Genomic DNA, 20,426 nt, shown 5'->3' on the forward strand with positions numbered 1-20,426 from the left:
ATCATGCGAAGCCAGGTTCGACCAACCGGGCTGGAGCTGGTGACCAGATGAAGATTGTGTGTATCGGTGGCGGGCCGGCCGGGTTGTACTTCGCTATTTCGATGAAACGGCGCGACCCGGGCCATGACATCACGGTGATCGACCGCGATCCCCCCGGGTCCACCTATGGCTGGGGCGTCGTGTATTGGGACGACCTGCTCGACATTCTGTATCGAAATGACCCCGACAGCGCCCAGGCGGTGCGTGCCGGGTCGGTCCTATGGCGTGAACAGGCAATCCATGTGCGCGACGACCAGACCGCACATTTCGGGGGCTACGGTTTCAGCATGGGGCGCGCGGCATTGCTCGACGTACTTTCCCGACGGGCGAGCGACCTGGGCGTCGATGTCCAGCACGGGCGAGAGGTCCACGATCTGTCCGGCTTCGACGACACCGATCTCATCGTCGCCTCCGACGGCGCGAACAGCCGGGTACGGCAGCTGGGCAATCATCATTTCGGCACGTCCGTCACACTCGGCGAGAATCGATATATCTGGCTCGGTACGGACAAGGTCTTCACCCGATTTACCTTCGCCTTCGAACACACCTCGGCCGGTTGGATCTGGTTCCACGCCTACCCGTCGGTTGCCGAAAAAATCAGCACCTGCATCGTTGAGTGCCAACCGCTGACTTGGCATGGACTGGGATTCGATTCCCTAGACAACCTGGAGAACTTGCGTGTTCTGGAGAACATATTCACGCGCCTTCTCGACGGTCACTCGTTGATCAGCAAGTCACGAGGCGAGTTCGCAAGGTGGAGCCGCTTTCCTGAGGTAACCAACAAGACCTGGTATCACGACAACGTGGTGCTGCTCGGCGATGCAGCGCACACGACGCACTTCACCATCGGTTCGGGCACCCGGTTGGCAATCGTCGACGCCGTCGTGCTCGCACAGAACCTGTACGAGGACGACGGCGTCGACAACGCGCTGGAGAACTACGATGCGCAGCGGCGCGCTGCACTGCGCCCGATACAGGCCGCCGCCCGTACCAGCATGGTCTGGTTCGAACACGCCGACCGGTATCTCGACCGCAGCGCCGTGCAGTTCGCCTATGCGATGGCGGCTCGGCACGGGCTACAGATGCCGTGGCGATATCAGCTACACCTGCTCACACAGGTACCCACTGTGCGCAACATCCGGCGTGCCATCGACTCCGGACAGCGGTGGTGGCGGGCTGCCCGACGGGGGGAACTCGCGATGGCACTGCCCTCGGTAATGACGGCTGCTAGGGGGACCCTGGCAGGCGACACCAGAAACGACACAATCTGATGACGGCAAAGAAAAACACCAGGTCACAACCGATCCCCGGACCACCCTCCTTGCCGATCCCGGGCGCAGCATCGCAGGACGCACCGGCACCGGACGGGGCTTTGTCGCATCATCGGCGCGAAGAGGCGCGGCGATGGCCAAGTACCGCTGCTGAATTCTCGAGAAGGTTCCGGTTTCGAGCACGAATCCGAGGGACCGCATTCGCAGGAAGGCTCGTTGCCGCGATGGCCGTCTGTCCAACACTCGAACCTCGCGGAGTCGAAGTATGTCGATCGTTGTCGGACTGCCGATGGTCGATGATCCAGGTCGCATAGGCAATAGGTGCTGACAAGGACTGTCGTTGCGGCGTCGACCTCGGCTGTGCTCCATCGGATGGGGCGGGCGACCGCGTTTGAGTTCGAGCGCCTCGATATTCGACCCCACCGCGCGTGTCAGCCCGGACCCACCCCGATGCCGACGGTGGACAGACGTCTGATGAAGGCCGGCTTGCTGGTGTGTCGTTCGCGCAATGCTCTCGCTTGTCGTGCGAAGGCATCTGTTCGGCCTTCCCGTTCGGCGATGGCGCGCAAGTCGGTGAGCAGTTCGATCGCCGCGTCGTACTGGCCGGGTTTCTTGGTCGCGACCATTGCTTCCATTCGTTGCCAGGCACCGTCCTGGTCGCGGGCGAGTTCGTCGAGTCGCTGTTCGCGTTGGCGTGCCCGCTGTGCCTCGAGCCGAGCGTGCTGTTCGGCCCGGACGGCAGCTGCGCGGCGTTCCCGCTCGCTCCGATGCCGGGCCGCTCCGTCGAGCAGATCAGCGACAGTACGCTGCGGCACCTCGCCGGGTGCAGTCGCCGCGGAGTCACGGAACCGCCGCAGAAGTTCCAGGTGGACACCCGCCGCATCGTCACGGGCGACGCGCAACAGCAGCCGATTCTTCTCGGCCACACCAAGGTCGGCGATCCATGCGGCGAGCGCACGCGGATCATCGGCCACCGCATCGAGATCGGGGCTCGCCGACGCCGCGACGCACAGCAGGTCGCGGTCGAGGCGCAGAAAGTCGGCCATCGCCTGCTGGGGAGCGGTGAGTGTGTGTAGTCCCGGCGGCACCGGCGGCTCGAGTTCATCGTCGTGATCGCGGTCGAATGCCCATTCGTCACGTTCCCACGTCCCGTACCCGGCCAACCAAGCCAAATACAAGGGGCGGAGGTCTCCGGCGGCAAGGTCGGCGCGTACCCCGACAATGGCCGACAACGAAGTCTCCACGTCATCGGCCCAGTCGCCGGACTCGTCCTCGCTCGAGAAGCTGAGAATGATGTTCCTGCCGGATGTTTCGGCGGTGACACCGTCGCCCACGCAGTACTGTTCTGCTACCTCGAGATCGAGCAGTGTGCGCGGCAGCCGGAACATCACCTGGCGAGTCCCCCAGTTGGCCAGGTACAAGTGGGCGTCATAGTAGCGTTCGACCATCCGACGTGTACTACCCCGGAAACTCCCCCAGTGGTATTCGTTGACGAAACTCGTCGCGGTGATCCGCGCCCGGGTGGACAGGGCTCGCACCTCCGCCTGCTGGCGGTCGTCCAACGGCCGATCGACGGCAACGAACTCGTAGTACTGGTACTCACTCACGACTGCGCCTCGAATCGCCGTGCGGCGAAACCGGAGTCATCACCGAGATGGAAGAACAGGTGCCCGCGCAGCATGTCGGGTTCGGCCAGGACCGCCCAGCCGCGACCACTGACCGGATCCCCCTCGTCGTTACCTTCCCAACTGAACTCCACGCACTCACGACCGTCACGGGTCCCGATGCGGCAATCCATCCACCCCCGCACCGCGATGAATCCGAACTCACCCGTCCCGTCGGAGTGGAACTCCAGGAATCCAGGCTCGACAAGATCGATGGCCTCGCGATCCCACAGATCCATCGCCACGATGCCCCAGCGGCCCGCAAGTGTCATCGACATCCCCATCCATATGTGTTCAGCATCCCGGCGAGGATAGTCATGGTCATGCCGTCATCAGTCGGCGATCCGGCACCCTCCCGAACACGATGTGGCGCATCAGCGACCCCCGGACCCGTCATATTCGCAACTGCCCAGGAAGTGGCGACGGCGCGCGAAGCCCACGGGACACACTGTGCTGCTGCGCCTCCAACTCCTGTCTCCAGAACACATGTAAGTGCTACAGCCGGCGTGAGCTGAACCGGTCGCGACGCGGCAGAAAATCGTCACTGGTCCGAGCCGGCTCCTGCCATCTGGTTACACGCGCCATCGAAGCCGTGTCGCCGTGCACACTGTATGCCTGTGGAGAGATTCCCCGAGGAACTGGATTCCTTGCGTGCATGGAACGCCCGGCTGCGGCATCTGCTCCGGCTGACCGAGGAACAGGCACGTGCCGCGACGCCCGACCAGACCGCCGCGGAGACGCCTGTCGACATGCAGGCGACTCCTGAGGCGACAAAGACACCGCCATGCTGGACGCATTGGCGTACCTGAAAAGCCGCGCGCGCCAGAGACATTCCGGCCGCGCTCGAAATATCCCAGTCCGGCCGAGGCGCCCACGTGTGGATCTTCTTCGCCCAAGCCACACCCGCGGCGTCGGCCCGACACATCGCCACAGCCTTGCTCGCCGAGGCAATCGGGTTGCGCGGCCGCATGAGCCTTTCCAGCTACGACCGGCTGTTCCCGTCTCAGGACACCCATACTGGACGCGGAGTTGGCAACCTCATTGCCGCGCCACTGGCCGGAGCCCGCCGCCAGCATGGCACAACCGTGTTCCTGGACCCCGCAACCCTCGAACCGTTCGAGGACCAGTGCGCATACCTGTCCAGCATCCCGCGACTGTCCCCGAAACAAGTCGGTGCGCTGGCCAACTCGCTGCCGCAACCCGAACTCGGCTACGACGTGCGCCGCCTGCACCTGCCGACCTCGTCGAAGACCATGCCCAGACCAGCAGCGGTCGTGCGAGCGTCGTTCGGTGCCCGCATCCAGTTGACGGCCACCGATTTGGGTCCGGCGATGATCTCCGCGGTCAAGCACGCGGCCTCCATCGCGAACCCGGAGTTCTTCGCCCGCCAGCGGGCACGCCGAAGCACCTGGGACACACCACGATTCCTGCGAAGCTACGACGAAACACTCGACGGAGACCTGATCCTGCCTCGTGGACTGCTGCCACTGCTGACCATACTGATCGAATCCGCCAGCAGCACCCTGCATATCGACGACACCCGCATCGACGGCACAGCCCAGACGTTCAACTGCTCAGCCGAACTTCGCCCGGAACAACAACACGCGCTGCGTGCCATCGTCACCGCTGACGCCTCGATCATCGTCGCACCACCTGGGACCGGCAAGACCGGCATCGCCTGCGCAGCCATCCAGGCCAAGTCCACCTCGACTCTGATCATTGTCGACCGCAAAGCACCCGCCGATCAATGGCGCGCCCGGATCTCCGAACACCTCGGCGTGAAATGCGGGCAGATCGGCGGCGGCAGGTCCAAAACCACCGGCGTCATCGATGTAGCCTTACTCCCCACACTCGCCCGCAGAACCAACATCGAGGAACTGACCGACAGATACGGATTCATCGTCGTCGACGAGTGCCGGTTGGGATGCTTCCGATTGTAGAAATCAGCAGTCGGACGTGGGATCGTCGCGAAGGGCGAGCCGCCGGTCAGGTGGTGCGGCGGCTGTCGATCCGATCGGAAGGGGTTGGGCCAAGTGTCGCGGTCCGGTCCCGTCGGCGGTGAGGATCGGCTCGGGCGAGTATTGGGCCAGGTATACGCGGCGCATCCGATCGGCTGTGTTGGGGCCGCTGCGATGCAGGACGGTACTAGAGAAGCAGACGATGCTGCCTGCCGGCGCGATCACAGGGTCACCTCGGTCATCGCCGAAGTAACCGATCCTGTCCCCAGTTTCCATGTCCTGCACGTGTGGAACGACGTCATGTGTTCCTGCCCGGGAGTAGGGCAGCAGATATACGGTGCCGTTGGCTTCGGTGACGTCATCGAGGGGGATCCAACATGTGAGATAGGGAGTGTGGCGGTAGTCGATGAAGCCAGAGTCCTGGTGCCAACCGAACTTCATGCCCCGCTCGGCAGCCTTGATAACGTATTGCTCGTTGAACAGGTACGCGGTCTCGCCCAGTGTCGCTTGCGCGATCTGGACCATGAGGTCGCAGACCAGAAACTGTCGGATGGCGGCGCTGCGGTCGTAGGCGTGGACGAAGTAGCGGCGACCACGATGATCGAGGTCCAGCCTGTCGACGCCGAACCGATCCATTTCTGCGTCGCGTTCATCGACCAAGCGTTGGCATTCATCGCGAAGAGCTTGCAGATCGTGCGGACCAACGGCGTTCTCAAGGACGAAGAATCCGTCATCACGGAATCGACGGGTGTGCTCTGCTGTGACCGGTGAAGATGCGTTGTTCGAGGCGTTCACTGGTGTTCTCTCGTTGTCGGCGAAATCGGCGTCATCACAGTGTCGGCGACTACAGCCACGCTGGTCTTCTCGCGGCTCGGCAAGGATTTATCATTTTTTGCGTGATCGAGGATCTGAAGTTGCCGGTCGGCCTAGACGGTCGAGCGGTGCGTCACGTCGCCGGCGATGTTCGTGTTCGTGCCCATCGCCACGCCGAGTTGGAGGTTAACCTGGTCGTACGCGGCACTGCCACCTACCTGCTGGGTGAGCGTCGCTACGCACTCACCCCAGGCACGCTGACCTGGCTGTTCCCGGGCCAGGAACACATTCTGGTCGATCAATCGGCCGACCACGAGCTGTGGTGGGCGGTCTTCAGACCTCAACTGGTCGCCCGCATCGCGACCGCACCACACATACAACCACTGGTGCAAGACGATCCGGTCGAGCCGTACTCACGCCACCTCAGCACGGCATATACCCGTCGCCTGCAAACCTTGTTCAGTGAGGTGCGCGCGGCCGAGCCTCGCGATCGCGCCCTGGCCAACACCGGTTTGGCCTACTTGCTGATGGTGGCCTGGCGGGCGTTTCTCGACAGCAACGATGTCGTCGACAGCGAGGATGTCCATCCCGGCATCCGCACGGTTGTCCGGGTATTGCAGACCGACCCTAATGCGGGCGATCTGGCCGAGCTGGCCCGCAGTGCGGGCCTCAGTGCCACGCACCTGAGCCGCCTGTTCAAAGCCCAGATCGGCATCTCGCTCAGCCGCTATCGCATCCAGCAACGGCTGCATCGATTCCTGCTCGGCTACGGCAACGGCGAACGCACCACAGCATTGACGGCCGCCCTCGCAGCCGGCTTCGGCAGCTACGCCCAGTTCTACCGAGTTTTCCGCCACGAAACAGGTCGCACTCCGTCCACCTTGCGTCCGAAGCAGGTTCTGGGCCTTGGACCAAGCACACAGAACGTTGCGCCGCAACCTGTCACCATCGAGCCGCCGTGGTGTCAGAATTCGTCTGCACCAACATCCTCAGATGACAGGCGGTGTTGAAGTTCGTCTGCAAGCGGCGTCACAGATGACCCGTCTATCCAGCTCCTCGACCCCCGACTCTCGAGCTAGCGTCGAATATGGTGGGTGCCGGCATCCACGGTCATGTCATCGTCGTAGGTGGGGAAATTGGTTGAAAATTCTAGGCGCGCAGGGATAGTCGGCGGCGGAATCGGCGGGCTCACCGCGGCGATCGCGTTGCGAGCGGCGGGCTGGGAGGTGACGGTCTACGAGCGAGCCGCCGAGTTCACCGAGGTCGAAGCCGGGATCATGCTGACCTCGAACGTGCTAGCCGCCCTCGATCTGATCGGGGTGGGCGAACCCATCCGGGCTGAGGCCATGGCGGACCACATCGGCGGGCTCCGTAGCCGGCGCGGGCGCGAACTGGTGTGCGGCCGCGTGAATGACGTAATCGGTGGCGACGATCTCGTGGTGGTCCATCGCGCCGATCTCATCGCTGTCCTGGTCGACGCGCTCCCGTCGGAGTGCCTGCGTCCCGGTTCCAGGGTTATCCGCGTCGACGCGTCCGGAGACATCGAAACCACAGAGGGCACTACGCAATTCGACCTCGTGGTCGCGGCCGACGGAATCCACAGTCTCACCCGCTGCCAAGTCTGGCCGGAGGCGGGCGCGGTCCGGCACACGGGGATCACCGGCTGGCGATGGATCGTCGACGCTCCGCCGCCGGAGTGGGTGGGCCTGGTGTTGGGGTATAGGGCCGAGTTCGGCATCCTGCCGATGGCGGGCAACCGGATCTACGCCTTCGCGGGCACTCACTCCGGTGTCGACGGTCTCGACCATTTCAAGGACTGGCCCGAACCCGTGCCGGCCATGGTGGCGGCAGCGGACCCGAAGCGGGTTCTCGAGAACGAGCTACTCGAGATCCGCGTCCCCAAGTCGCTGGCACGTGGTCGGGTGGCGCTCATCGGCGACGCCGCGCACGGGATGCATCCCACGCTCGGGCAAGGTGCCGGGATGACGATCGAGGACGCCGTCACCCTCGCCGCCTATGCACCTGATCTAGCCGCCTATTCCAAGGCCCGGCGGTGCCGGGTCGCCCTCATCAGCTGGCTGTCGGGGCGTGCGACCCTGGTCACCGAACCCACGTCCAGGTTCGTGGACGTCGCCAGGGACGCTACAGCCGCCCTGGTGCCGAACCGACTGGCCATCCGGGCCGGCAATCTGGGCACGAAGCTGCTGATCACCCGCTGGCGGCCACCAACGATTGCGACCAAACCTCGGCCAGTGCATCCTGGATGACCTGCCGGTCCTCCCAAGACCGAGAGCCGGTCACCAACAACCGTTTCCCCATGACACATCTCCGGGTCCCGTAGAACTCGCCGAATTTTGGGCAGATATGAGCCGCGCCCCGACCAGCTCGGCGTGCCAGGTCCGCGCCCCGTTCCAGGAGGCGGACCGCGATCTCGGTGATCGCCTCTACGGCTTGGCTATCGGTGCGCATCGTGTGCCGGGCGGGGAGTTCGTGCAGCGCCCATCCAGTGCCAGCGGCGACTTCGAGGTGGCCCGGATCCCCGACCATCAACGCCTGGTCGAAGCGCGGTGCGACGCGCAGCAGCATGTCCGACCGCATCTGATATGCCTCATCGACGATCGCCCACGGCCAGGGCCTCTCGGCGACGTGCACCCGTTTGGCTGCGGTGCCGACCACGATCGCAGCATCCTGCAGATTCGAGACTTTCTTATCCACAGTCACATTCGGGTGCGCGCCCCGGGCGGTGCGGACATAGTCCTCCCCAATCAAGGGCCCTATGTGCGCTATTCCGATCCGCACAGCGACCAACATCACGGGATGGCCTGCGCCAGACCGCGTCGTCTTCCGACAGCGCGATATGCGGCTACAAGATGTCTCGGGAGGACCAAACTACTGAATAGTGCCACAACCTTACGTCATGTGAGCGGCGATGCGCGACCGAGGTCTGACGATCCTCGATCCTCGATCCTCGATCCTCGATCCTCGATCCTCGATCCTCGATCCTCGATCCTCGATCCTCGGTGCTCGATCCTCGGTGCTCGGTGCTCGGTGCTCGGTGCTCGGTGCTCGGTGCTCGGTGCTCGGTGCTCGGTGCTCGGTGCTCGGAAACACCTCACGCACGAAAGGCGCGCGGGCGCAACGTGCGCGCAGCGCCGAGTAGCTGCACCAGATGCGAATGCGCCTGCAAGAGCAGTAGATAGCTGCTGGCGCGGAAGTGTTCTTCACCAGCCGATTCGAGGCTGGGACGGCACTTTGTCGGTGCCGTCACATATCTTGGGCGCATCGTGATCGACCGGGAGGGAGAACGATGGCCTCGAATCCGAGTGCCACGCCGGATGAACCGGCATGGGAAAGCGCTTCTGTCGTGCGGGTTTTACCCGCCGTCGCACCGCGTAAACTGAACAAGGTGCCGTTCGTGGAGCTGGCCGACGGACGCCTCCAGGGCGTGGTGTCGAGTGGCTCCGATATTTCACGCGTGTATGTGGCGTCGGTGACCGCGGGGACGCATGGGCTGAGCTGTAGCACCAATAACAACCGGCCGTGCGGCGGGTTGAGCCAGGGGTGGGTCTGCAAGCATCTGGACGCACTCATCGCAGAAGCGGTGCTCCAGTACGGGCAGGACCGGGTGGCGCGGTTCCTGCGTGTCGAGGTCCCCGAGGGCACCCCACTCGCTAACTGCCTCAATGGAACTCGCGACCCGGCTCCGGCCGCCGTGGTGTTCAGCCGGTTCCTGCGGCATCTGACCTACCTGGAACTGCCGGGTAGCGCGACGCCGATCCCGGAACTGCACTGGTTCCCGGCGGGGGTGGGTCGCTGATGCAGGCTGTACAACTGGCCGCGCTGGCGGTTACGCCCGACGGCGTCGCGGCGGCCCTGGACGCGGTGGGCCACTTCGATACCGCGCTGGTCAACGGCCTCGCCCGGGTTTCCGAACCGCAGAGCGCGGCACTGGCGGCGCTGGCCGGAGCCGTGGCGGGTTCGCCACTGGCCGAGGCGGTGGCGACGGCGGTGTCGAAGGTGAGCACGGGGGCGATCGGCACGGATGAGCTGTCGGCGCTAGCCGCCGCCCGTGCCGCCCTGCTGGGCGCGGTGCACGACGCACTGGTCGAGCAGGCCGATACGGCACTGGGCCGCAATCGATCTGAGTGGACGGCCACGCCGAATGCCGCCGCCCCAAGCCCGCTCGCGGCGGGTTCCCGCGCCTGGCTGGGCGAACTGGCCATCGCCGGATGGCGCGGCGTGGACCACGACCTGGTGGCGGCCGCCGATCAAACCGTGGAGTCGCTCCTGGCGGACCCCGCGCTGCGACGGCTGGCGATGCTGCTGGACGGCTTCACCGCCGAACTGGGCGCCTCCGCGCCGATCGCCACCATGGACCGGGTGCCCGCGCGACGCTGGGCCGATCTGTGGACGCGCGCCCTGCTGCTGTCCTGGCGCGGCGCGGAATTCGCTGTGACCGAGTCGGTTTCGGGTCGGCTGCTGCCGCTGGGAGTGGACCTACACGAGCATGGGACCGCGGTACAGGCCCAGGTGCACGGCGTGCTGGAGGTCGCGGGCGCACCGACCCGTCGGGTGCGGGTATCGGTGGCCGCGGCCAAGGTGGACACCATTGTGGGACCGGCGGTTTGGCAATTGCTGGGCGCGCATCGGCAGTTGCTCACCGCGCTGGCCGAGCAACGCGCGCTGGAGCTCACCGACATGCCGCTGACGGCGACCGGTGACCTGCTGTGGGATGACGATCAGGCGAAGGCCGGGGAGGCCGCCGATCCGTTCGTCACCGCCACCGTGCAGCTGCCGCAGGCGCAGGCCCCGGCCCTCGCGCCGCTGGATAGCGATCCGGTGCACATCGCCGAGCCGGTTCTGCTCGAGGGGTACCGGTTCCGCGACGGTGCAATGGAATTGGGCGAGCAGCGAATTCGGGTGGAACTGGACGCGCTGCCATCCGCCGGTCCACTCACTCCGGCCGGGGTGAGCGCCTCCAACACTATGATCGGACTGCTGCGCTGGGATGCCGGCGGCTGGTCGGTGCGACCGCTGGCCGTCCGGCGCAAGGTCAAGAGCGCACTCACCGCCTTCCACAACGGTGACTGGGCGCTCGGCCCGACCGATCCGAAAGTCGCCAAGGCACAGGCCAAGTCGGGCGATGCCGTGGCGGTGTTGCGTGAACGCGCGGGACGGTTGCTGCGCAAATGACTACAGCATCGCGAAGCGATTCCATGGGGGTGGCGGTCGGGTGACGGGTGGGCCGAATCACGAGACGCGACGCCAGATCCTGTACTGGCGTCTCCTGGCCGGTGTCTTCACCGGGGATCAGCAACCGACACTGGAACAGGCGAGCGCGGGCATCGTCGACGATCTGGGGTTGCCGCTGGCCGTGCTCGATCCGGGCATTTCCATCGACAATGTGGTGCAACGCTATCCGGAGATGAAGGCGCAGTTCGAAAGCCTCGACTTCTCCGAGACCGTCGACTCCACAGCCGAGACCGTGGATTCCGGAGCCGAGAACGAGGCCGCGGTCGATTCGCCCCGGCCCATCGGCGCGGCCGATGTCCACACCGCCGCACTGGTTTCCAAGCTGCTGCTGAACGTTTTCGCCACCGGCTCCGGCCAGGTCAGCGCCGCCCAGCTGGCGGGCTGGCAGTCCGATGCCACTTGGCTGCGCCGCTGCCTGGGTGAGGAGCAGGCCGGCGCCGTGCAAGGCGTACTCACCGGTCTGGAAGGCGAACTGGTGTCCCGCATGCGGCTGCGCGAAGTGCTGGCCGATCCGCACCTGGCCGCCCAGCTCACCCCGAGCATGTCGCTCATCGAACAGCTGTTGCGCGACAAGCACAATCTGTCCGGCGTGGCCCTGGCCAATGCCAAAAGCCTCATCCGCCGCTACATCGACGAGGTCGCCGCAGTCCTGCGCACCCAGGTGCAGCAGACCAGCGTCGGCACCGTCGACCGCTCGGTCCCGCCCAAGCGCATCCTGCGCAACCTGGACGTGGACCGGACCATCTGGAAGAACCTGCCCAACTGGAACCCCCAGGACGAGCGTCTCTACGTCGACCGGCTCTACTACCGCCAGACCGCCAAGCGCACCGTCCCCGCCCGCATGATCGTGGTGGTGGACCAGTCCGGTTCCATGGTCGACTCCATGGTGAACTGCACCATTCTGGCGTCGATCTTCGCGGGCCTGCCCAAGGTGGATGTGCATCTCATCGCCTACGACACCCGCGCCCTGGATCTCACCCCGTGGGTGCACGACCCGTTCGAGGTGCTGTTGCGGACCAATCTCGGTGGCGGCAACGACGGCCCGGTCGCCATGGCCATGGCCCAGCCCAAGATCACCGACCCGAAGAACACCGTGCTGGTGTGGATTTCGGACTTCTACGAGTTCGACCGCTCCCAGCCGTTGTTCGAGGCCATGGAGGCGGTGCACCGCTCCGGGGTGAAGCTCATCCCGGTCGGCTCGGTGAACAGCTCCGGCCACCAGAGCGTCAACCCGTGGTTCCGTGAACGGTTCAAAAACCTTGGCACCCCGGTTATTTCCGGACGCATCCAGAAGCTCGTGCACGAACTCAAGAACTTTCTCGACTAGGAGACCAGCCATCATGAACGACGTTTTGCGCGCCCCCGCCGAGGTCAAGTACGCCGAGGAACTGGATTGGCTGGAGTCCGTCGACGACGGCCCCAAGCCGTTCGCGTGGCGGCTGAGCCCGAAGATGGTGCGGCTGTTCATTCTCGGCTCCGAACGCGCCGACGGACTGGACCGCCAGGTGGAGCAGAAGTGGTTCGGTGACCGCAGTTTCGTCGAGCGCAGCATTGTCACCCTGGCCTCGGACCGGGGTCTGCTGCTCATCGGTGATCCGGGTACCGGCAAGAGCTGGCTGGCCGAGCTGCTGGCCGCGGCCATCAGCCGCAATTCCACACTGGTGGTGCAGGGCACCGCCGGCACCACCGAGGACCACATCAAGTACTCGTGGAACATCTCCATGGTCATCGCCAAGGGGCAGTCGAGGGAGTCGATGATCCCGTCCCCGATCATGACCGCCATGGAGCAGGGCGTGATCGGCCGCTTCGAGGAGCTCACCCGCTCCACCAGCGACGTGCAGGACGCGCTGATCTCCATCCTGTCGGAGAAGTACGTCTCCATCCCCGAGCTCGACGACGACAATGTGGTGTTCGCGCAGCCGGGCTTCTCCATCATCGCCACCGCCAACAGCCGCGACCGGGGTGTGAACGACCTGTCCTCGGCGCTCAAGCGGCGCTTCAACTTCGTGCGCATTCCGGTGGTGTCCAACAAGAAGAGCGAGGCGGAGATCGTGCGTTTCCGCACCGCGGAACTGCTGCGCCGCCATTCCCTTGAACTGGAACTGCCACCCACGCTGCTGGACATCCTGCTGGAGAGCTTCGCCGATCTGCGCGCCGCCGCGGCCGCCGCCACCAGCGACGACGGCAAGCTGGAATCGGCGCTGTCCACCGCCGAGCAGATCGGTGTGCTCGAGGACGCCATCCTGCACAGCCAGTTCTTCGGTGCGAAGGAATTGCGCGCCGAGACCCTCGCCGGTTCGCTGGTCGGGTCCCTGGCCCGGCGCACGCCCGAGGACCTGGCCATTCTCAACAAGTACCTGCACGGCGTGGTCGAGCCGCGTACCAAGGACAAGAAGGGCAATGCCGCCTGGGGTGAATTCCTGGAGGGCGGCCGGGCGGCGATCGCGAGGCTGTCGTGATCGTCTCCGATACCCGGTCCACGCCGAATACCTTTGCCGCGCTGCGGGATCAGTTGGCGGACGCGGCCGTCGCGTTCGCCGGGATGCCTGGGGCGGCGGGCGACATCCTGACGGGCATGGTCGACGATGTCGACCGGGCGCTGTCGGAGCGGTTGGAGATCTTCCCGGTCTGTCACCACTCACCCGCCTCTGGTCTGGCCATGGTGCGGCGGCTGCGCGAAAAGCAGCCGAGCGTCATCTACCTGGAACTGTGCGAAGACTTGCGGCCGCTGCTGGACGAACTGCGCAACTGCCGGTTGCCGGTCGCCTTGCAGGCCTTCGCCACCGATATCGAGGGTTTCCCGGCGGAATGGGCACCGCTGTCGGTGGTCGCGCCGATCACCGAATCGTCGGCCGAGTACCAGGCCATCGCCTATGCGCTCGAAACGCCTGGTGTCGAACTGGTACTGGTGGATCGGTCCACCGATCACGTCTTCCAGTGGGCTCCCAAAAGGGCGGAGTCGGAAACACCTGCCGACGACGAGCCGCCCGAGGACGAGGGCCTACACGGCGCTGCGGTGGGCATCGAAATCGGTGATCTGCGACCGCGTTTCGCCGAACTCGAAGAACACCTACTGCACCACGGCAAGGTCCGGCACTGGTCGGAATGGTGGGACCAGTACGTGGAGCAGCCCCTCGTGGACGCCGATTACGACACCTACCGCCAGGTCATGGTGATGATCGGCAGCCTGTTCCGGCGGCTACGGCGCGGCAGCACCATCGAGGACGAGCACCGCGAGCGGTACATGTGGACCCGCATGCGGGAACACCTGGCCGCTAACGACATCGATCCGGCACAGGTGTTGTATGTGTGCGGCGCGGCCCATGCGGCCAGCCCGGTCGAACAGTTCGGGCTGGAGTCGGACGCGGCGTTCGAGATCTCGTCGCGCTCGGCCACCAAGTGGCACTACGGGCTCATCCCGTCCAGCCATTCCGCCATCGAGGTGCAGTTCGGGCTGGCCGGCGGCGCGGTGTCGATCGCGGCGGCCACCTGGGCGAAGGGATTGCGGCGCGGCAGATTGCAGTCGTTCCAGCTGGAGGGCCAGCAGGGAACGAAGAAGCGCTCCAGGAAGCCGCCGCTGCTGCCAGCGGAACCGGAAGCCGAAGTGACGGACCACCTTTCGGGCTTCCTGTCCCGGCCGCCGGTGCTGGACCCACTCGATGAGGCCGAACTGCTGGAATGGTCGGTGGATATCGTCCGGCTGGCCCGGCGCAATGGCTACCTGGCCAGCACCGCCGACGCCATCGCCATCTTCGAGACCTCGATCCTGCTGGCGGGCTTGCGCAATCGGGCCCGTCCGACGCCGTACGACTTCCAGGACGCGGCCGTCACCTGCCTCGAGAAGGACCGGGTGCCGGGGCGGCGCGATGTGCGGCGGCTGTGCGAAATCCTGCTCGGCGGCGACCGCATCGGCCAGGTCGGATACGCGGCACTGCCGCCGCTGGCCCGTGATGCGCTCGACCGGCTGCAACCGTTGGGACTGGACCTGTCCAAGCGGACGCTGCAGCGCGCACTGCTGGACCTGAAGGTGAATCCGGACCTGCGTCCATGCTCGGATCTGCTGTGGCTGCTGCGCAGGTTGCTGCCGCAAGACGCACTGCGGCCCATTATGGGTTCGCGCGGACTGGGTGAGACCTCGATCCAGGAGAGCTGGGATATCGGGCTCGGCAAATACCAGCGCTCGCTGGTGGAGCTCGGCTACGAGGGCGTGTCGGTCGAGCAGGTGCTGGAACAGCGCCTGCGGCGTGCGGTCGACGCACCGGACACGACAGCGGCCGTGGCGCTGGGCGCGGTCGAGGACGCGCTGGTGTATCTGGGATCGGTCCGGCTCGCCGACGAGCTGGGCAATCGCGCGGTCGAACTCCTCGCCGCCGAGCGAACGGTCGACGATGCGCCCGTCGTGCTTCGGCGTATCCGGATGCTGCTCAACTACTTCCGCTCCACCGAAGGCGGCTTGCCGGCGTGGTGCGAACGTTTCGTGACGGCCGGGTACGCGCACTACTGCACCCTGCTGCCCACCGCCTTCGCCGCCGAGGAGACCGGACCGGCGCAGGTGGCGGCCATGCTGGGCTTCCTGTTCGGGATGGAGAACCTGGCGCTGTCACTGGGCTGCGATCACACCCAGCTGGAACTGGCGGTGCTGCAATCGCATCCGGAGGCGCCTTCCAAGGTCGCCCTGTTGTGGGCGGCACGGTTCCAGCTCAGCATGCTGACCATGGCCGAGCTGCGCGAGCGGTGCGACGGGATGCTGGCCAATCCGCTGGTGCTGCCGACGGTTCCGCAGTACGTGAGCGGTTTCGTACAGGCCATCGACCCCGCTCCGTCGCTGAAACCCTTTGTGGTGGAGCTGTTGTCGAAGGCCTTCGGCACGCTGCCGGACGCGGTGCTGCTGCCGTGGCTGCCGAAGCTCATCACCACTCTGAAGGACCAGGCGGGCGACCTGATCCCGGGACTGGTCCGGGAAGCGGGCCGCACCTTCCCCGGCGCACTGCCCGCCGTGGACACCTTCGTGCCGCCCTGGTCGGTCGAATTCACCACGGCCGCAACGCCGGTGGCTGCGGCACCGCGCGGGCCGGTCACCGAACTACTGGCCGCCCACCCCGCCGCCTGCGACGCGCTCGCCGGACTGCTCGGCGTCGCGGGCGGCTGGCAGGAGGCCGGCAACCGCGAGGTAACCGGTTTGCTCGACCGGTTCCCCGCAACCGCCGCCGCACTGGCGGCGCAGCTCGGAGTGTAGCCGCGCGGAGCTGACGCGGGCCCGGCCGGTTCGTCCCAGAAATGGGCGGCCGGGTGTCCGCCGAACGGGCCCGGCCAATACACATGCCCCAGCCCCGTTTCGTCGGCCGCCGCGTCGACGACATTGGCTATCGGTGAGCCGGAGGGTGGACCCACGAGCCCCACGGACCGCCGCACGGCGTCGCCGACTGAGTCCGACCATGCGGAGATTTGAAAGCCGTTGTGTGCCTTCCATGCTCGAAACTTGACTGTTGCGCTTTACGGGGTGATTTTGTGCACGTCGATGACACCCTTGTCGTCTCGGACGTCATATGTGGTGGCGTAGACGGCGCCTTTTCGGTCGACGGCGATACTGCCTGTGGGTTGGGTTGCCAGGGTTGCGACCGGTTCGGCGCTGGTGGCTCCGGGTGCCAGGCCACGATCTGCCAGCCGGGGCTGTCCGTGAGGTAGACGTTGCCGCGTTCCACGGCGTACAGGGTGCCGAAGTCATCGACTGCGACGCCTTCGATGCCGTCGTGAGCCAACCTGGGAAATTGCAGCTCGACCGCCTTCGACGCCCCGGCAGGCAGCTTGAAGATTGTCTTGTCGATGGACGCGTAAACGTTACCCGCGGGATCGGCTGCGACACCGTGTATTTTGCCCTGAGGGAATGGCAGTGCGATCGGTTCCGTCGCTCCGGGAGCGAATTTCAGCACCCACGATTCACTCCCGAGGTAAAGGTTGTATGCCGCATCGACGGTGATCACCTCTATCATGTCGTTGCGGCTGATGTCGTGCTGTCGCGGGACGTGAAGTGGCAGTTCGGTGGTCGAGAGGATTCCGGGAGCCAGTTTCCAGATCCGGCGGCCGTCGGTGAGGAATGCGGCGCCGCTGTCGTCGACGGCGGTTCCGGTCGCGAACCACACGTATTCGGCCTGGAGCGGCAGAGGCGTCGGGTGGGGCGAGCTGGGGCCGAATTTCAGTGCGGCCCACCCGTACGGCGGGTAGTAGCGGCTGTTGTTGATCGTCATGTAGACGCCACCGGCGTCATCGGCAGCGATCGCGGAGACGACACCGGCGCCGTCGGCGCGGACGGTGAACTGAACCGTGTCGGTCGACAGCGATCGGGGGCCCGGGCGGGCGGCCGCATGACCCGAGTCGTGCACCAATGCTACGTAGGCGACCATGACGACCACGAGGACAACGAATGTCATCAGGGCAGCGAACACCGGTCTGATACGCGGTCGGCCCGGAGCCGCCGAGACGGATTGCCCAGGGGTTGACGGGGCGCTGCCTGTTTCGTCCTGGACAGGTTGGTCGCCGACCGGCGGTAACGACGGCGCCGTGGTGGCCGGCCCCCTCGTGGCGGCGTCACCGGCCGCCAACAGCACGGTGATGTCAGCGGCGCTCGGCCGCTGTGCCGGGTCTTTGGCCAGGCACTGCAGGAGCGGTTCACGCAGTGATGTGGGTGCCCAGGTGAGGTCGGGTTGGGCGGCTACCACGCGCTGCAGTAGCACGTGCGGTGCACCGTCGCCGAACGGGCCGGTGCCGGTGGTGGCATACACCAACAGCGCACCGAGTGCGAAAACGTCGCTGAAAGGCGTAGCCGGCATTCCCACGGCGACTTCGGGGGCGGCGTAGCCGACGAGGGTGCTGCGTGTAGAGGCCGGTCGCTGGTCGGGTCCGATCGAGACGGTGTCGGGGGCGAGGTTGCCGTGTGTCCGGCCACTCTCGTGCTCGTCGGCGAGGTTTCGAGCGACACGGACGCCCAGCGCGCGCACCGCAGTCTCCGACAGCGGGCCGTGTGACTCGACGAACTGCTGCAGTGAAACTCCGTCCTCGGCAACGGGTACGGTGTCGCGGGGCGAACGACTCGCGTCTGCGCTCTCCGTCGGTGTCGACGACGAGTCAGGCCAGAGCGCGGGCTGAGTGTCCGCTTGTCTACTCGCCTGCTGCGGCGCCACTACGGGCAATCGGCCGGGCTCAGGCGATCGCTGCTCGGAGGCGTCGACAGGCACGACGATCGTGTCGGTCAGTTTGTCGGCGAAAGTCTGTCGTTGCGGGTCCCAGATCGGCCACAGGTAGCCGAGGAAGCAGGGCAGGGAGTCCACGAGGTGGGCCAGCTGGCGGGCCAGCGCGCGGCCGATACCGACCGGACGCGCGGAGGCTCTGTCCACCAGGCGGATGCCGAGTAGCCACTTGCCCAGGCTTCGGCCCGTGCGCCCGTGCGCGATCACGGTGTTGACGATCAGGGTGGCGGTCAGCAGGACGACGTCGATCACGCCGAAGGCCCGCAGGACTCGCCTGTTGCCTTCGATGTATTCGATGGCGCCAACCGTCCGGCCCAGGTCTTCACTCTGCGGCGCCCACGCGTCACGGATGGGTATCTCGATCAGCCGCACCAACACCAGCACCGCGACGACGAGCAGCCCATCGACTATCCCGGCTGCCACCCGAACGCCCCATGCCGCGTACCGCCGGTCGCCGCTCATACATCACCGCACGGTCTGTCGTCGAGAAGGTCGGCTAGTGCGTCGGCGCTGGGCCGCCGGGCCGAGTCCTTGGCTAGGCAGTGTTCGAGCGATTCGTGCAGATCCGCCGGTACCCAGGTCAGGTTCGGCGGTGTGCCCACGACTCGTTGCAGCAGAACCTGGGTGTCCCTTTGCCGAACGGCCCGGTGCCGGTAGCGGCGAAAACGAAGATCGCTCCGAGGGCGAAGACGTCGCTGGCCGCAGTGGCAGGAATTCCGACGGCCACCTCCGGGGCGGTTCGGTGCAGTGGCTCGATCGTTTTCTGTTGCGCTGTCGTCGGCCTGGTACCCGGGCGGAGTCGGCGGCCGCATCGGTGCGGCCGTGCGTCTGTGCCGCGCTTCGTCGAGCGCGCGGGTGATCTCGACGATTTCGTCGGCGGGCAGTGAGGTCCAGGCCCGCCTTGTCTCGCATCGAAAACGTTTTACCTGCAATGTGTTTCATCGTTCACAGCGTTCGATCTTGTGGTATCGGGGCATTATTATTCCGCACACGGCTTCCGATCGCCGCGGAAACGACTGTCGACCAGGAGAGTTCAATGTCAAGCGGTCATCCCCCGGGACCCGGTGACAGAAGCGATCGAAGCAAGCGATACGCGCATCAGTCATACTGTTGACAGCCGTTGTCTGCCAATATATTTGACAAACGCTAAAGCGTGATCGATCAGTGTAGTCGCCCGGGCGGCGGGCCGAGAGAGGGAAATCATGGGATTGCCAGGTGAATTCGGCAGGACCGCCGGTGTGGGCGTCGCGGCGCTCGCACTGCTCGCGCTGCTGCCCGGTACCGCACAGGCGGCCATTGGCCGGGCCTCCTACGTCACTGTGGCGGGAGAGATCTTGTCGATCACACGGCCGGACAGCGCCGTCTGTATCCAATTGCAGGATGCCACAGTGCGTTTCGAGAATGGAACCAGCGATCGGGCCTACCTGTTCGGTGATTCCGCGTGCGGTGCGGGATCCGAGATCGAGGGTGTCGATCTCATCTGGACTGCTCGGGCCGGGGTGCAGGCCCTGTCCGTGCGCTTCGAGCCAACCAGGTAGCCCGCGACATCGACGCCGGAAAGATCCGAAAACCGCCATCCCGCAATGAGTTGTGCGGCGATGGCGTCGTGGTCGCCAGGCGACCGTGAGCACGATCTCGCCTTGGATATGCCCTCGGGGCGGCGCGTTCGTGCGCCGCCCTGGCTTCCGCAAGATCTTGTAGGCATCCGTTAGTGATTCGGGAAGCCCTCGCTTTGTGTGGAGCATCTTGACCTCGTCCACTACCGGCCGGTGCGGATCTGTAGCCATCTGGATCAACCAAGTCAGGAATACGCGCTGCATTTACCGAATCTCGCTGGCTCGCTTGGCTACGTTTTCCTGTTGCGGACCGGACTCCGGATCGTATGGCTCCGGATTCATGAGGCCAGTAGCTCCGAAGAGCTACCACTCCACCCCGTTCATCACTACCCCCGATCAGTGCGGGCCGCCAGGATCCAGCGAGTCGAGCCAAACACTGTGACAGTCAACGATATCCACATCCTTCCATGCGCACGACCCCGCCGCGAGAGTGTTGGCATCCGTTGAGTACGTCCGCTACTGCCGCCTATCGCGCGTCCGGCAATCGTCCTCTTCTGCCGATTTCGGCCCGCTCTAAATCGACGCCGCCGAGCAGATCCGCAAGCTGATGGAACCTGGTCCCGCCTGC

The 20,426-nt window shown here is 65.6% G+C and carries 16 protein-coding genes; 11 read left to right on the forward strand and 5 right to left on the reverse strand.

The window, feature by feature from the left end; translation table 11 throughout:
- The first annotated feature begins 101 nt into the window (after positions 1–101).
- On the forward strand, positions 102–1,310 hold the full coding sequence (locus tag OHB12_RS16605) for an FAD-dependent monooxygenase (protein ID WP_327120547.1): 1,209 nt from the start codon (positions 102–104) through the stop codon (positions 1,308–1,310).
- A gap of 431 nt (positions 1,311–1,741) precedes the next feature.
- On the opposite strand, the gene OHB12_RS16610 is transcribed toward OHB12_RS16605, so the two are convergent.
- Both OHB12_RS16610 and OHB12_RS16615 read right to left on the reverse strand, forming a co-directional pair.
- Positions 1,742–2,917, reverse strand: a complete 1,176-nt coding sequence (locus OHB12_RS16610) for a hypothetical protein (RefSeq protein WP_327120549.1) — start codon at positions 2,915–2,917, stop codon at positions 1,742–1,744.
- The gene (locus OHB12_RS16615; protein ID WP_327120551.1) at positions 2,914–3,252 is read right to left on the reverse strand and encodes a hypothetical protein; all 339 of its coding nucleotides are present in this window, start codon (positions 3,250–3,252) and stop codon (positions 2,914–2,916) included. The genes OHB12_RS16610 and OHB12_RS16615 overlap by 4 nt, the downstream gene beginning before the upstream one ends.
- 333 nt (positions 3,253–3,585) lie before the next feature.
- Here OHB12_RS16615 and OHB12_RS16620 point away from each other — a divergent pair, with 333 nt between their 5' ends.
- Both OHB12_RS16620 and OHB12_RS16625 read left to right on the forward strand, forming a co-directional pair.
- Entirely contained in the window at positions 3,586–3,783 is a 198-nt protein-coding gene (locus tag OHB12_RS16620; RefSeq protein WP_327120553.1) for a hypothetical protein, read from the forward strand.
- A gap of 39 nt (positions 3,784–3,822) precedes the next feature.
- Positions 3,823–4,914, forward strand: a complete 1,092-nt coding sequence (locus OHB12_RS16625; protein ID WP_442800102.1) for a TOTE conflict system archaeo-eukaryotic primase domain-containing protein — start codon at positions 3,823–3,825, stop codon at positions 4,912–4,914.
- A gap of 3 nt (positions 4,915–4,917) precedes the next feature.
- Here OHB12_RS16625 and OHB12_RS36325 read toward each other — a convergent pair whose 3' ends face one another.
- Positions 4,918–5,727 (reverse strand): phytanoyl-CoA dioxygenase family protein, encoded by an 810-nt coding sequence (locus tag OHB12_RS36325; RefSeq protein WP_442800051.1) that lies wholly within the window; start codon positions 5,725–5,727, stop codon positions 4,918–4,920.
- Here OHB12_RS36325 and OHB12_RS16635 point away from each other — a divergent pair.
- Complete coding sequence (locus tag OHB12_RS16635; RefSeq protein ID WP_327121173.1) at positions 5,706–6,755, forward strand: AraC family transcriptional regulator; 1,050 nt, start codon at positions 5,706–5,708, stop codon at positions 6,753–6,755. The genes OHB12_RS36325 and OHB12_RS16635 overlap by 22 nt on opposite strands.
- A gap of 126 nt (positions 6,756–6,881) precedes the next feature.
- On the forward strand, positions 6,882–8,012 hold the full coding sequence (locus OHB12_RS16640; RefSeq protein ID WP_327120559.1) for an FAD-dependent monooxygenase: 1,131 nt from the start codon (positions 6,882–6,884) through the stop codon (positions 8,010–8,012).
- Here OHB12_RS16640 and OHB12_RS16645 read toward each other — a convergent pair.
- Positions 7,954–8,460: a hypothetical protein gene (locus tag OHB12_RS16645; RefSeq protein ID WP_327120561.1), complete on the reverse strand. Its 507-nt coding sequence runs from the start codon at positions 8,458–8,460 to the stop codon at positions 7,954–7,956. The two genes, OHB12_RS16640 and OHB12_RS16645, sit on opposite strands and share 59 nt — an antisense overlap.
- Before the next feature lie 649 nt (positions 8,461–9,109).
- On the opposite strand from OHB12_RS16645, the gene OHB12_RS16650 reads away from it, so the two are divergent.
- From OHB12_RS16650 to OHB12_RS16670, 5 genes are read left to right on the forward strand one after another with little or no spacing between them, the layout of a single operon-like run.
- Complete coding sequence (locus tag OHB12_RS16650) at positions 9,110–9,562, forward strand: hypothetical protein (RefSeq protein WP_327120563.1); 453 nt, start codon at positions 9,110–9,112, stop codon at positions 9,560–9,562.
- Positions 9,562–10,938 (forward strand): hypothetical protein, encoded by a 1,377-nt coding sequence (locus tag OHB12_RS16655; protein ID WP_327120565.1) that lies wholly within the window; start codon positions 9,562–9,564, stop codon positions 10,936–10,938. Before OHB12_RS16650 ends, OHB12_RS16655 begins: the two co-directional genes overlap by 1 nt.
- A 40-nt stretch (positions 10,939–10,978) precedes the next feature.
- Positions 10,979–12,325, forward strand: coding sequence for a vWA domain-containing protein (locus tag OHB12_RS16660; protein WP_327120567.1), 1,347 nt, complete (start codon positions 10,979–10,981; stop codon positions 12,323–12,325).
- Between the two features lie 13 nt (positions 12,326–12,338).
- On the forward strand, positions 12,339–13,457 hold the full coding sequence (locus tag OHB12_RS16665; RefSeq protein WP_327120569.1) for an ATP-binding protein: 1,119 nt from the start codon (positions 12,339–12,341) through the stop codon (positions 13,455–13,457).
- Positions 13,454–16,234 (forward strand): DUF5682 family protein, encoded by a 2,781-nt coding sequence (locus tag OHB12_RS16670; protein ID WP_327120571.1) that lies wholly within the window; start codon positions 13,454–13,456, stop codon positions 16,232–16,234. Before OHB12_RS16665 ends, OHB12_RS16670 begins: the two co-directional genes overlap by 4 nt.
- A 127-nt stretch (positions 16,235–16,361) precedes the next feature.
- Here the strand turns inward: OHB12_RS16670 and OHB12_RS16675 are convergent, their stop codons facing one another.
- The gene (locus OHB12_RS16675; RefSeq protein ID WP_327120573.1) at positions 16,362–18,704 is read right to left on the reverse strand and encodes an RDD family protein; all 2,343 of its coding nucleotides are present in this window, start codon (positions 18,702–18,704) and stop codon (positions 16,362–16,364) included.
- Between the two features lie 740 nt (positions 18,705–19,444).
- Here OHB12_RS16675 and OHB12_RS16680 point away from each other — a divergent pair.
- A complete protein-coding gene (locus tag OHB12_RS16680; protein WP_327120574.1) occupies positions 19,445–19,780 on the forward strand; it encodes a hypothetical protein in 336 nt (111 codons plus the stop codon).
- The last annotated feature ends 646 nt before the right edge of the window (positions 19,781–20,426 follow it).

It is taken from the genome of Nocardia sp. NBC_01730 (assembly GCF_035920445.1).
GTDB lineage: Bacteria > Actinomycetota > Actinomycetes > Mycobacteriales > Mycobacteriaceae > Nocardia.